Annotated in this window: 9 protein-coding genes and 1 pseudogene; 3 read left to right on the top strand and 7 right to left on the bottom strand. The window is 39.3% G+C overall.

Translation table 11 applies throughout. The annotated features are described in order from the left end of the window. Nucleotides 1-143, top strand: a pseudogene (locus I6F50_RS05495) (IS4 family transposase); the annotation flags it as partial. A 44-nt stretch (nt 144-187) separates the two neighbouring features. Here the strand turns inward: I6F50_RS05495 and I6F50_RS05490 are convergent. Together I6F50_RS05490 and radA are read right to left on the bottom strand one after the other, a co-directional pair. Further along, nucleotides 188-1120, bottom strand: coding sequence for a hypothetical protein (locus I6F50_RS05490; protein ID WP_024608998.1), 933 nt, complete (start codon nt 1118-1120; stop codon nt 188-190). Nucleotides 1121-1195: 75 nt separating this feature from the next. After that, complete coding sequence (gene radA, locus I6F50_RS05485; protein ID WP_007581643.1) at nt 1196-2581, bottom strand: DNA repair protein RadA; 1386 nt, start codon at nt 2579-2581, stop codon at nt 1196-1198. 362 nt (nt 2582-2943) lie between these two features. On the opposite strand from radA, the gene I6F50_RS05480 reads away from it, so the two are divergent. Beyond that, entirely contained in the window at nt 2944-5421 is a 2478-nt protein-coding gene (locus tag I6F50_RS05480) for a PilZ domain-containing protein (protein ID WP_010553175.1), read from the top strand. Between the two features lie 20 nt (nt 5422-5441). Here I6F50_RS05480 and serB read toward each other — a convergent pair whose 3' ends face one another. Then, entirely contained in the window at nt 5442-6470 is a 1029-nt protein-coding gene (serB, locus tag I6F50_RS05475) for a phosphoserine phosphatase SerB (RefSeq protein WP_165740678.1), read from the bottom strand. 152 nt (nt 6471-6622) lie between these two features. Between serB and I6F50_RS05470 the strand changes: the two genes are divergently transcribed. Next, complete coding sequence (locus I6F50_RS05470; protein WP_007581635.1) at nt 6623-7243, top strand: AhpA/YtjB family protein; 621 nt, start codon at nt 6623-6625, stop codon at nt 7241-7243. Here the strand turns inward: I6F50_RS05470 and I6F50_RS05465 are convergent. The 4 genes from I6F50_RS05465 to prfC all read right to left on the bottom strand — a co-directional run bounded on the left by I6F50_RS05465 (nt 7210) and on the right by prfC (nt 12563). After that, on the bottom strand, nt 7210-7977 hold the full coding sequence (locus I6F50_RS05465; RefSeq protein ID WP_165740679.1) for a TatD family hydrolase: 768 nt from the start codon (nt 7975-7977) through the stop codon (nt 7210-7212). The two genes, I6F50_RS05470 and I6F50_RS05465, sit on opposite strands and share 34 nt — an antisense overlap. 21 nt (nt 7978-7998) lie before the next feature. Then, on the bottom strand, nt 7999-8637 hold the full coding sequence (pdxH, locus tag I6F50_RS05460) for a pyridoxamine 5'-phosphate oxidase (RefSeq protein WP_165740680.1): 639 nt from the start codon (nt 8635-8637) through the stop codon (nt 7999-8001). A gap of 534 nt (nt 8638-9171) precedes the next feature. Then, nucleotides 9172-10914: an arginine--tRNA ligase gene (gene argS / locus I6F50_RS05455; RefSeq protein WP_165740681.1), complete on the bottom strand. Its 1743-nt coding sequence runs from the start codon at nt 10912-10914 to the stop codon at nt 9172-9174. Nucleotides 10915-10973: 59 nt separating this feature from the next. After that, a complete protein-coding gene (gene prfC / locus I6F50_RS05450) occupies nt 10974-12563 on the bottom strand; it encodes a peptide chain release factor 3 (RefSeq protein ID WP_007581628.1) in 1590 nt (529 codons plus the stop codon). Nucleotides 12564-13071: the final 508 nt, after the last annotated feature.

Below are 13071 nucleotides of genomic sequence, written 5' to 3'. Positions count from 1 at the left end.
CAATACACTGGCAGCACTTACTCAATACACTGGTCTTATTTAAGCTTCCAGCTAGACGAGAGGATAGAAGATATCCCCGATGGGTTAAGCCAAAACCATCTAAGTATCCCCATAAAAAGAAAAATGCCAGTCAGCTTAACTGACTGGCATTAGCCAATTGGCGCCTTTATTAATACAAAACTAAGGCTTAATCACCTTTAACTTCTAAGTTAATAAACTTAACTAGCTCTTCAGGTTGCCCTACTAGCATCATAACTTGTTGGTTAATTTCCATCATAGTTTTACCTTCAGGTAGCTTTGCAGACACACTGAATGAATTTAAACCTTTAGCAAAGCTAGTTAAAGCCTCTGCAATATTTTCAGTTACAGGAGCTTGTTGTAACTGCTGCTCTAACATCATTTCCATTTGCTCTAGCGTCATGCCTTGCTTTTCAAGCTCACTTGATAGTAAGTCTTTTAACTTACCTTGGTTATTTAAGGCAAAGCTAACATTGCGCGGCTCTAACTTACTCATTGCTTGCATAACAAGTGTTTGCTGCTGTAACTCTTGCTCATAAGTAAGTGGCTGGTTACCCGCTTCTTGCTGCGCTTTACTAATCGCCAATGAAGCATCCATTAATGCTTTTGAATTAGCCAAGCCCATATCCATATTAAAACTAACAATGTCTTTTGCATCAAGCTTAACTACTACATCACTATTGCCAGACTCTTCATCGTAATCAAGTGATGAATGTAAGTCGTAACTTGCCGACGCGAGCATTTCATTTGTATCAGCAGGTAATTTTGAAACAAAGTCTTTATCAAACTGAAAGCTTTTTACATCAAATGATGTATGCGGTGATATTTTATCTGGCTCGTAACCTGTTATTTCAATGCTTTGAATATTAGCAACATTGTCGCCCTCTGGGCTTATTACTTCCATATTTGTTATTTCTACGCTTTTTGAAATAACACTTGCCGATAAACCAGCGTATTTAAATGTAGCGCCAGTTTGCTCGCTTACTAAAGCAAGTTGCTTATCTACTTCTGCACGCACTTCTTGTGTAGCTACATAATTTGCATAGCTCACGCCACCAACGCCCGCAGCTACAATCGCTGCAACTATTACTAACTTTTTCATGTTATTTCCTTATTCTATTCTTTGTGTAAACCGAGTTTTATTAAGAGTAACATTACACATTAACACCCGTAAGTATTAATTAATTAAACTAAGCAACTCATGTACTGTTTTAACTGGGGTAATTTTAGCGCCCAGCCCTTCCATCGACTTATGGTAATTACGAAATGGAATATATATTTCTGTAAAACCATGTTGTGCTGCTTCTTTAACACGTGGCACACCACTATCAATTGGGCGTACATCGCCGTTTAAGCTGAGTTCGCCCATAATACACGTGGTACGTGGCACAACAAATTCATTTAAGCTGCTAAGTAGCGCGGTTACTAATGCTAAATCAATACAAGTTTCTGTTTCATCAATTCTTAGGCCACCCACAATATTAAAAAACGTATCGTGGAATATTTTGGTTTTAGTGTGTTTTCGTAATATGCCAGTCAGCATTTTTATGCGGTTCATGTTTAAACCTACGCACACACGCTGCGGAAATTCCGCCTCGGTTTCGGTCGTTAAACACTGAATTTCCAGCAATAAATTACGATTGCCTTTACGAATACAGGTAATTGTAGAGCCTGGCGAGTCGGTTGTAGACCCCGATAAAAATATTTCGCTCGGGTTATCAACGCTTAACATCCCACGTTCGCACATTTTAAAAATGCCAACGGTATCTATATCACCAAAGCGGTTTTTATTTGCCCTAAGGGTTCGAATTTGCCCATCGTTGGTGTCTATGTGTAAAAGCGCATCGACAATATGTACAAGTGTTTGAGGACCTGCTATTTCGTTATTTTTATTTACATGAGCAATAATGAACATGGTTACATCATTTTGCTTACAGTATTGAGTCAATGCTTGGGCGGCACTTTTTACTTGCGAAGGGGAACCGGGGCTACCATTTGCCGTTTCGGTTACAACCGCTTGAATAGAGTCAATAACAGCAAACTTAATTTTATTTTTCTCGAGCTCTTCAATGATGGTTTCAACACTGGTTTCTGAAAGTAAATAAAGCTCGTCAGGGTTATAGTTTAACTTTAAACGATTTACCCTGTTTTTAAACTGCGATAATGACTCCTCGGCCGTACAGTAAAGTGACGGCATACGTTGTGACATTCTCGCCACTAAGTCAGATAGCAAGGTTGTTTTACCAGCACCTGGATCACCCGAAATTATATTAACAGAGCCGGTAGTTACACCACCGCTTAGCACACGATCGAGCTCGCCAATTTCTGTCAGCTGTTTTTCTGCCTCTGACGTAGCAATATCATTAATTTTTTTAGAGCCGCCACCAGCACCGCCAGCATAACCACCTACACTTGCTCGAACTGACGCTTTTTTACTCTGCCCTGCTGAAGGTTTAAATTCTGCTAATGTGTTCCACGCACCGCAGCGGCATTGACCCTGCCAACGTGGGTAGTTCATGCCACATTCTGTACACACAAACTCTATTTTTGCCGCTTTAGTCATTTATAACCTTATCTACGATTCTCTAATTTTAAAAACATTTACTGTTAACAACTTATTTTGCCACTTCAAGCATTTACTTAGCAACAAACTCTTGCCTGCGTAAAAATCTAGCGTCACAATCATTAAATACACATGGTGTTTCTTTTTAGCTATAATTTAGGGCATACTTTTTGCTTTGAAATAGTTTAAAGTAACTTGCCAACAAAATGGCATATAACACATAATAACAAGAGCTAAACAGTAGTAACTAAAATAATTGTACCTATATTAATAACATAGCGCGATTTAACGTTTATTGAACTTCTAATAAATGGACTTAACAGTATACCTACTTTTTCAATTAGACGGTGATGGTTTTATAAATGGCTGATGACATAATGCTCAAACACGAAGACCTCGTGAATGAGTTAAAAACATATTTAGGCAATGCTAAATTTGACCTAATTTTCAAATCAAAAACCGCTGGGTTAACCAAACCTGAGCAATTTTTGATGAAAATGGAAATGTCACGCTTATCTCAGCCAGTGGCACGCTTTGTTGATCTTCGTGGATTAGTGACGGGCCAAGTAAAACCGTATGAGCATAATGGTAAACAGCACTTTATGGATGACACAGCCATTGAAGTGTTTGAAAAAGCACTTAAACAGCATGGTGAATATACCCTAGCCGTTTACGAAGCCGTAATGAATACAGAAAATAACCACCGCGTATTACAAAAACAAGCCGCCGAAAAATCAGAACTACAAGAATCAGAAAGTAACTTAAGCACTGAAGTCATTAAGTTTGCCTCTTACGAGAGCCGCCGTGAAGAACGGATGAATTACTCAATAAAAGTAACTATTGATTACAAAGATAAAAAGAACATTGCTGCTAGCACCTCAGATATATCTTTAAGCGGTTGTAAAGTTAAGCTTGCAACGCGCTACTCTATAAAAAAAGGTGAACTAATAGCAATGCGCTTGGTAGGCCTTGAACAAGACTTTGAACTTGGCCTAAAAAACGGTATTCAATACGAGGTTGTTGCCGTTGAAAATATCTCTCGTGAATACAACCACATTCGCTTAAAACGCACTTATATCGAAAATAACGATGCCTTTAATGACTTTTTAGAAAGCTTTATTCACGGTAATAAACGTCGTTATAAAGTAAATTTAGATAACACGCTCGATGCTGTAGTATCAAAGGGGTATGAGCAATACTACATCCCTCGTGTAACGTCTTTATATGTATTTTTAAGCAAAAAAGATGAACAGTATTACCCAAGCCTTAGCCTTACTACTGAAAATAATATTTTTATCCAGCGCTATTTTACCGATGAAAGAAAAACACCGTGTTTGTACAACATACTCAATCATCAGCGCATTACACAATTACTAACCCAAATTACTGCGGTCAAAGAAGATTACCTCTATACATTTACACATATATCATCGGGTAAAATTTACTATTACTCTGCGACACGAACTGAGCTAAATAATAACCCTAAATTACGTGATCTATTTTTAGGTTTTGGTAGCCAAAAAGAAAGTTGGCAGTGCTTTAAAATACAAATAATGCCAAGTCATCCAGATGATTCTTTTATACCGCTTTCATTACCTAATAGTGCTGGCGCTAATATTGAAAAACTCAACAAGCCGCCTTCCCCTCGAGTTAAAGGCCTTATAAAAGACGTTAAATATATTGTTGTACTTACAAGTATTGGCAATAAAACAGAGCAAGCAGATTATAAACAACTTACTTTTGATAAAGCGTTAGTAAATCAGCTTAAACATTTTGGCCACGCAAAACATAAAACGCCACCTTATTTAGATATTGTGCCACTTGAATACGTAAATTTACGCTCGCATAAGCGCTACCTTTATAAAACACCGGTTAGCGTCACTATTAATGATGAAGTATTTAACGGTTATACACGTGACTTTTCTGTAATGGGTTTGCAATTAGAGTGCGAGCAACCAGTCACATTTAAAAAAGGTGATATAGTACTTTTAACATTTCCTGAGCTTCAAAAAATAACTAAAAAGCATAAACTTAGCGAACTAAAGTACGAAATAATGGCCATTAGTAAGTCATTCACTACTATTAACCTAAAAGCGAATCGTGTTGCTGATTTACCCCATGCTGGCGTGACTTTTTTCACTCAGCTAATAGAAGGTAATAAAGACAAACTTAAAGTATCTGAAGAAGCGCCAAAAGTAGAAGGCTTATCTACCGCGCTTAGAAATATGGTTACAAAAAGTGTATGCCAATTTCCGCTGTATTTACACAAGGAAGCTGCACACTTTAAAACAGGTGCAATTGGTTATGGCTTATACGCCAGTCCTATGCATGTTATTTTGCAAAATTTTGGCTTATTAGGTAACAAAACTGACTTTTCGAGTATCCTTACCGAAGAGCAAATTATTAATGTAATAACGCCTAATATTAAAGATCGCAGTCGCCAAGACGCACCGCTTGCTTTTACACTCGCTATTAATTTCGACCCTCGTAAGGGCAAAATTGAAGAGGCTATTGTTAGCCAATGCGCTTTAGGTGAAGACTACTCAAGCTTTTATAAACAAATTAGTAAAGGCATTACATCACAACTTATATTTGTGATGCGTTTGTATATTTCGCGCACAGGTCGCCCCGATACTGACTACCTATCTAATGAGCTTAAATACGTAAGCCAATATGCAATGCATAAAGCAAAAGATTTAGAAGAAGCATTATGGGCTGTTGCAGGCGTGGGGGACGTAGTAGATATAACTGAAGAAGCTCTAAGCCATTTAGAGCTTAAAAAAGAGCAAGTTGAACAAATGGGCCGCCGTAAACTAATTTGGTTAAACCGCTTACGCTAAGCAGTTTAACTTAAACAACTTTAAAGAGCGGGCTCTTTATCTAACGGAATGGCCAACATATACAACAATTGTAATAATGACCCTTCACAAATAGCCGCTTGTGCTTGCTCAACTACTTTAGGTTTGCCATGCACTGCTACACCTAGGCCAGCTTTTGCCATCATGACTAAATCGTTTGCGCCATCGCCAATAGCAACTGTTTGCGACTTCTCAAGCCCTAGTTTATGTTGTAACGACTCTAGAATAATTGCTTTTTGTTGTGCATCTACAATTGTACCCAGTACTTTACCTGTTAGTTTATCGTCTTTAAACTCGAGTACATTAGCGTGCACTTCATCTAAATTAATAAGCTCTTGAACGCGCTCTGCAAACGGTACAAAACCACCTGATGCAATTGCTAAATACCAGTCATGCTGTTTTAGAATTTGACACAGCACTTTAATGCCCGGCATGAGTGGCAATGCACTTTTTAGCTCTTCAATTAAGCTTTTTTCAATACCAGCCAGTTTAGCTACGCGCTGATTTAAACTCTCGCTAAAATCAAGTTTACCCGCCATTGCAAGTGCGGTTACAGAGGCAACTTCGTCGTAAACATCCGCAAGGCGTGCTATTTCGTCTATGCACTCAATAGTTATTGCAGTTGAATCCATATCCATAACCAATAAACCAGGCTCATATAAATTAGGCACAGTAGCAACTTGCACTAATTGACAATCTAGAGTGCTTGAAAACTCTTGTAGTACTAACGGGTTTATAGCTTGATCGGAGTTTTGCGCGTAAAAACACAGTGCTGGAGCTAACCCTAAATCTGGTTGATATTGGCATATAGCAGTGACGGTTTGGTTATGCATAGCTAAAAAATCAATAATGCTAACAATGTGTTTTTCTTCAAAATCACCCGCAAATGCGATGCTAAATAACCCTAATGCTTTGTTTGGTATATAATCAAGAGGTGTAAATGCACCACCACTATAGCTAAACCATTTATTTAGAGTTAAGTGTTGTAATGGTTGCTCAGCAGCTTGCTGTGCCATGTTGATTTGCGACATGGAATCTCCGTGTTTATTTTTATTTTCCTGATAATTGGCATATCATAACTGCTATTCTCAACACTAAATTCGCCATCAGGTGGGGTTTAAGGTTATAGTTAGTGTAGTTGTAACATCAAATCAAAATGCTGTCAGTAGCATAAACGGTGACTATGAAAAATAACCATATTAAAAACCCTATTACTGCTTCTCAAAGAAAACGACTTGTTCGCTTAATACTAGCGGCTGGTTGTTTTGTATTACTAAGCTGGGTAGGTGTTAATAGTAGTTTTCAGAGTCATCAGTTACTTTATGATAGTGCCGATAGCACGGCAAAAAGCCTCACTCAGTTTATGGCTTTAAATGTTAAAACACCGCTTATTGAAAAAAACAAACCACAGCTCAACGCCATTTGTAACGATATAAGTAAAGATGAATTTGTACTTTCTGCGACTATTTATGATCAACAAGGCATTTTAATTGCTAGCAGTGACAATTGGCAGTCACATCATATTTATGGACAACTCCCTGACTCTACACCGGGTATTAGTAAACTAAAAACACCTTTTATGGAACCCGTGATAAGCGATGATGACCGCCCTATAGGCTTTGTGTCTGTTACTTATTTAACTCGCGCCGCAATATCCGACAGCCATAATCATTTTCATGACTTAGGTCGTCAAGTATTGTTAATGCTAGTGATTGCATGTATTTTTACGTGGCAGTTAGGGCGTGGATTAAAACGTTGGCAGGTAAATCGCTATATGCAAAAAACATCTGAACAAGAATCGTAAAGCTGCTTTGCAAGCGTCCCTCTTTCACTATGTGGCTTTAAATCACATAACGCGTTAAATACATCAGGTATATGTAATGGCGTGTTAACTTCACCTTGATGACCGCTTAACGGCATTGAAGGTGAGTCGGTTTCAAGCACTAAGTGCTCTGGCTCAATAGCAGCAATAACAGCGCGTGTTTTAACTGCGCGATCATAGGTAATAACACCGCCTATGCCAAGCTTAAAACCCTGCTTAATATAGTACTGCGCTTGTTGAAGTGAGCCCGAAAAGGCATGAATCACTCCCCCGTTTTTTGGCTTACACCGCTTAAACGATTGCGCAATTAAATCATGGCTTTGCCTATGATGCACAATAAGCGGTAAATTAAGCTCATTAGAAAGCCCTATTTGCTGCTCAAATAAATAAGTTTGTTTAGGAAGGTTTTCAATACTTCGATCAAGCCCGCACTCCCCAATAGCAACCAGCTGATGTTTATTTGTAGTCGCGAATTCAAATAACGCTTCTATGTGCGATTCGTTATGTTGCTCTAAAAAGTAAGGATGTAGCCCTGCGGCTATTTTTATACTTGGGTAAGTTGCTTTGAGTTTTATGAGAGTATGTGATTGAGCAAGCGTAATACCCGGCACAACAAACTGATTAACTCCCTTTGCTACACACTCACTTATGAGCGATTCACGATTCGAATCAAACTCGCTAAAGTCGAGGTGGCAATGAGAGTCAATAAATTGCACGGTTACTTACTCATCTTTTAATTAAGGGTTTAAGCGTGTAATTTGCCAGCTGTTATCTGCTTGGCGCTGATATATAAAGCGATCATGCAAACGATGCGCCCCACCTTGCCAAAACTCAATTTTAGTGGGTACTACACAATATCCGCCCCAAAAATCAGGCAATGGAATTTCACCTTTAGCAAACTTACTTTTCATGTTGGCGAAGGTTTCCATTAGTACTTTACGTGATGACACCGGACGACTTTGCGCTGATGCCCATGCAGCTAATTGGCTTTCTTTAGGACGAGATAAAAAGTACTTTGCCACAGCAGAGATAGGTAATGGTTTAGCCTCGCCATATACAATAACTTGGCGTTCCATGTGGTGCCACGGAAAGTGCAGCGATATTTTGTTATTACCTTTAAGCTCTTGCGCTTTACGCGAACCTGTATTGGTAAAAAATACAAAACCGTTATCATCCAGATGCTTTAAAAGCACAATGCGCTGTGAAGGTTGACCGGTTTCATCAACAGTTGCTACAACCATCGCAGTTGGATCGGGTAACTGGCTTGCCACTGCATGCTCAAGCCATGTTTCAAACTGCTTGAATGGATCATCTTGCAAGTTATCTTCGCTTAACGCGTCTTGCAGGTATTCACGGCGGATATCTTCGAGTTTCATAACAAGTCCTTTAAATAAAGCCTTAGAAAAGAGCTTAGAGTAGCGAGCTTAAAACAATGGATGTTGAGTAGTAACAAATATTAAGATTCAGGTGCATGCGATAGCAATAACACCGAGTCTCGAGTGTATTCGATAGCAGTAAACATAGAGTCTCAGGTTTATCGATAGCAATAAACACAGAGCCTCAGGTGCATTCGATAGCAATAAACATAGAGTCTCAGGCGTATCGTTGGGTTTCGTTTCACTCAACCCAACCTACAACGTAAACTACACAACTCAGATATCTGCAAGTGTAGAAGTGCTGACAAGACGGAGTGCTTTTTTATGCCAAGGAGCATACATTTAGTATGTGACTTAGGCTAAAAAAGCACGACAACACAGTCAAAGCGAACTACACGCAGCAGACGGTTCACCTAAGTAGTTTAGCCTAAGACAAGGCGTCCAACCTGACTTATCCCTATGAGCATACGGTTTGTATGTGATTAGGGTAAGTCGGATTGGATAACGCAGTATTAGGTTAAAATACGACGGTGATTACATTTGCTCCATAACTTCAATGCCTAGCAAATCTAATCCCGTTTCTAGTGTTTTAGAAACCAAATTACACAGCACTAAGCGGCTATCGCGCACGCTTGGCTCTACGCCCTCTTTAAGTACTGGGCAGGCTTCGTAAAATGTCATGTATAAGCTTGCTAGCTCATATAAGTAACCACATAGTACGTGCGGTGTTGCTTCGCTGATCATTAAATCAAGTACTTCTTCAAGCTGTAGTAGCTTAAGTGCTAGTGCTTTTTCTTGAGGCTCAATAATTGCAACATCTGAATTTAATGTAGCTGCATCAACGCCTGATTTGCGGAAAATACTGCGTATACGTGTATAAGCATATTGTAAATAAGGAGCGGTTGCGCCTTCAAAGCTTAGCATGCTGTCCCAGTTAAAAATGTAATCGCTGGTACGGTGCTTAGAAAGGTCGGCGTATTTAACTGCGCCAATACCTACTTTACGTGCAATCTCACTGCGATCGTTATCACTTAAATCCGATTCACGTTCAGCTAGTTTTGCAGCTGCACGGTTAATTGATTCTTCTAATAAGTCAGCAAGTTTTACTGTGCCGCCAGTACGTGTTTTAAATGGTTTGTTATCGGCGCCCATCATGGTGCCAAACGGGCAAAACTCGTAACTTGTTTCGTCTCGTAATAAACCGGCTTTACGCGCTGTAAGCTCTACTTGATTAAAGTGTAGATTTTGACGTGCATCTACAAAAATTAAGATACGATCAGCACCTAATTTATTTGAACGGTAATCACATGCCGCTAAATCTGTTGTTGCATATAAAAAACCACCGCCAGATTTTTGTACGATAAACGCAGATGGTTCACCATCTTTGTTGGCAAGTTCATCTAAAAACACAACTTGCGCGCCTTGCGACTCTACTGCAATATTTTTATCTTTAAGTAGGCTAATAATATCGTTAAGTTCTGCGTTGTATGCGCTTTCAGCCATAATATCAGCTTGAGTAAGTGTTACATTTAAACGCTTGTATACTTCTTCAGAGTGCTTAACTGAGGTAGCTATAAACAGTTTCCAAAGTTTTTCACAGTGCGCATCGCCGCCTTGTAATTTAACAACGTAATTACGTGCTTTATCAGCAAAGCCTTCTTCGTCGTCAAAGCGTTTTTTAGCATCGCGGTAAAAGGTTTCTAAATCAGCAAGCGCTACAGAATCTAAATCAACACCTTGGCTAATTTGATCTTCTAAATGCGCGATTAACATACCAAATTGCGTGCCCCAATCACCCATGTGATTTTGACGTACAACCGTATCACCTCTAAATTCAAGCGCACGTACAATTGAGTCACCAATAATGGTTGAACGTAAATGGCCTACGTGCATTTCTTTAGCAAGGTTTGGTGATGAATAGTCAACAACCACTTTTTGCGGGTTAGCATGCTCGTTTACAGCAAGCTTTGCATCACTGTTAGCGGCTTGTACGCTTTGAGCTAAAAACTCAGGCTTTAAATGAATATTAATAAAACCTGGGCCAGCAATTTCAGTCTTTTGAGCAATATCGCTTACATCAAGATTATCTATAATTTTTTGCGCAAGCTCACGTGGATTGCTTTTCATTTTTTTAGCCGCGCCCATTGCTGCATTAATTTGGTAATCACCAAATTGTGGACGTGTGCTTTGTGTTACTGCTGGGTTTGTATCTTCAGGTAAGCCTGCGCCCGCCATAGCGGCAATGGCTTTTTCGATTAAAATAGTACGAATATTCATATTTTTTACCTTTGTAAGCCCGCCAAAGCAGGCTTTCAGTTAACTGTAGTCAGTCGATTCTAGTTTTCGCGAGTGTGGTTAAATGTCACTTCTGGGTAACGCTCTACTGATAAATTAAGATTTACACGGCTCGGCGCAATGTAAGTTAAGTTATCGCCACCATCGAGTGCTAAATTACTTTCGCACTTGCGCTTAAAGTCTTCAAACTTTTTAACATCGTCGCTGCTTACCCAACGCGCTGTATTTACGTTTACACCTTCGTAAATAGCATCTACGTTATATTCGGCTTTTAAGCGCGCTACAACTACATCAAACTGAAGTACACCTACCGCGCCCACAATTAAATCGTTGTTTATAAGCGGTCTAAATACTTGCACAGCACCTTCTTCAGAAAGCTGTACTAAGCCTTTTAATAATTGCTTTTGCTTAAGTGGATCGCGAAGACGAATACGGCGGAATAATTCAGGCGCAAAGTTAGGGATACCGCTAAATTTAAGTTTTTCGCCTTGTGTGAACGTATCACCAATTTGAATGGTACCGTGGTTATGCAAACCAATAATATCGCCCGCGTAAGCGTCAGCTGCGCGCTCACGATCGCCCGCCATAAAGGTTACCGCATCAGAAATGCTCACTTGCTTGCCAATTCGCACGTGATTCATTTTCATGCCTTGGCTGTACTTACCCGATACAATACGCATAAATGCAATACGGTCACGGTGTTTAGGGTCCATGTTGGCCTGAATTTTAAATACAAAACCAGTAAAGTTTTCTTCAGTTGCAACAATAAGTCTGTCTTCGGTTTCACGAGGCAGTGGCGTTGGTGCCCATTTAGTTAAACCATCTAAAACGTGGTCAACACCAAAATTACCAAGTGCGGTACCGTAATAAACTGGCGAAAGCTCACCTGCTAAAAACAGATCTAAATCAAATTCGTTTGATGCGCCAATAACAAGCTCAAGCTCATCGCGTAATTGCGCAGCTAAATCTTCACCAATGGCAATATCAAGTTCTGGGTTATCAAGACCTTTAATGGTACGAACTTCTTGAATTTTATGACCCTGACCTGTTTTGTATAAAACAGCTTCGTCATTATGAATGTGATAAACACCTTTGAACTCTTTACCACAGCCAATTGGCCAAGTAATGGGTGCACAGGCAATATTTAGCTCTGTTTCAACTTCGTCAAGCACTTCCATTGGGTCGCGAATTTCACGGTCACATTTATTCATAAACGTAACAATTGGCGTTGTACGCAGGCGTGTAACTTCCATTAGCTTACGGGTACGATCTTCTACACCCTTTGCCGCATCAATAACCATTAAACACGAATCTACCGCAGTTAATGTGCGGTAAGTATCTTCCGAGAAATCTTCATGTCCTGGAGTATCAAGTAAATTAACAAGTGCGTTGTTATATGGAAACTGCATTACAGAGGTAGTAACAGATATACCACGCTCTTTTTCCATTTCCATCCAGTCAGACTTTGCATGCTGGTTAGAGCCACGGCCTTTTACAGTGCCGGCTCGTTGAATAGCTTGTCCGAATAACAATACTTTTTCGGTAATGGTTGTTTTACCAGCATCTGGGTGAGAGATGATAGCAAAGGTTCGTCGTTTATTAATTTCGCTAAGGAGATTTTGATCTGCCATTAAAAAAGTTCTTTTAGTTTGTATACGGATATTATCCACTTTAAGTATGCTGAGCTTTCAAGGCTTAAATAATACCAATTGCATTAAATTAGCGTTCTATTATAGCGATAATAAAATAGCGCAATAACAAGGCGAAATTATCACATAGAGTTATTCTCTATGAATAATTTTTAACGTAGTTAGTGAGTTATTTAATACGCTAGAACGATCTTGTTTTTAATAAAATTGGTATAGAGCAACCTCGAAAGCTCAACACACCATCAGAAAAGCCCTAAATTGGCCCTTCACATGCGATCCGTTATGTTAATCGTAATTGAAGACTATTTTCGCTGATCTTGGCCTTATAAACAATCAATGGTTGGTTATTAGCTGATCTTTTTTATTAATATGGATTTTGGGAAGCCTAACTGCAAATGAGGTACAAAAAAATCAGTAATAAGCCAAATAAATAGGATCAGCACACAATACACCAAGCCTCTGCACACCATTAGAATTTTTAAGCCTTGCT

This window comes from Pseudoalteromonas sp. NZS127_1 (assembly GCF_015864295.1).
Taxonomy (GTDB): Bacteria; Pseudomonadota; Gammaproteobacteria; order Enterobacterales; family Alteromonadaceae; genus Pseudoalteromonas; species Pseudoalteromonas arctica.
Note: the sequence above shows the minus strand (reverse complement) of the source record. Positions and strands in the feature narration are given on the sequence as shown.

Excerpts from the sequence above, each read along its gene's own strand:
- serB (WP_165740678.1), bottom strand. The coding sequence starts at position 6,470 with ATGTCGCAAATCAACATGGCACAGCAAGCTGCTGAGCAACCATTACAA.
- I6F50_RS05480 (WP_010553175.1), top strand. The coding sequence starts at position 2,944 with ATGGCTGATGACATAATGCTCAAACACGAAGACCTCGTGAATGAGTTA.
- pdxH (WP_165740680.1), bottom strand. The coding sequence starts at position 8,637 with ATGAAACTCGAAGATATCCGCCGTGAATACCTGCAAGACGCGTTAAGC.
- radA (WP_007581643.1), bottom strand. The coding sequence starts at position 2,581 with ATGACTAAAGCGGCAAAAATAGAGTTTGTGTGTACAGAATGTGGCATG.
- I6F50_RS05490 (WP_024608998.1), bottom strand. The coding sequence starts at position 1,120 with ATGAAAAAGTTAGTAATAGTTGCAGCGATTGTAGCTGCGGGCGTTGGT.
- prfC (WP_007581628.1), bottom strand. The coding sequence starts at position 12,563 with ATGGCAGATCAAAATCTCCTTAGCGAAATTAATAAACGACGAACCTTT.
- argS (WP_165740681.1), bottom strand. The coding sequence starts at position 10,914 with ATGAATATTCGTACTATTTTAATCGAAAAAGCCATTGCCGCTATGGCG.
- I6F50_RS05470 (WP_007581635.1), top strand. The coding sequence starts at position 6,623 with ATGAAAAATAACCATATTAAAAACCCTATTACTGCTTCTCAAAGAAAA.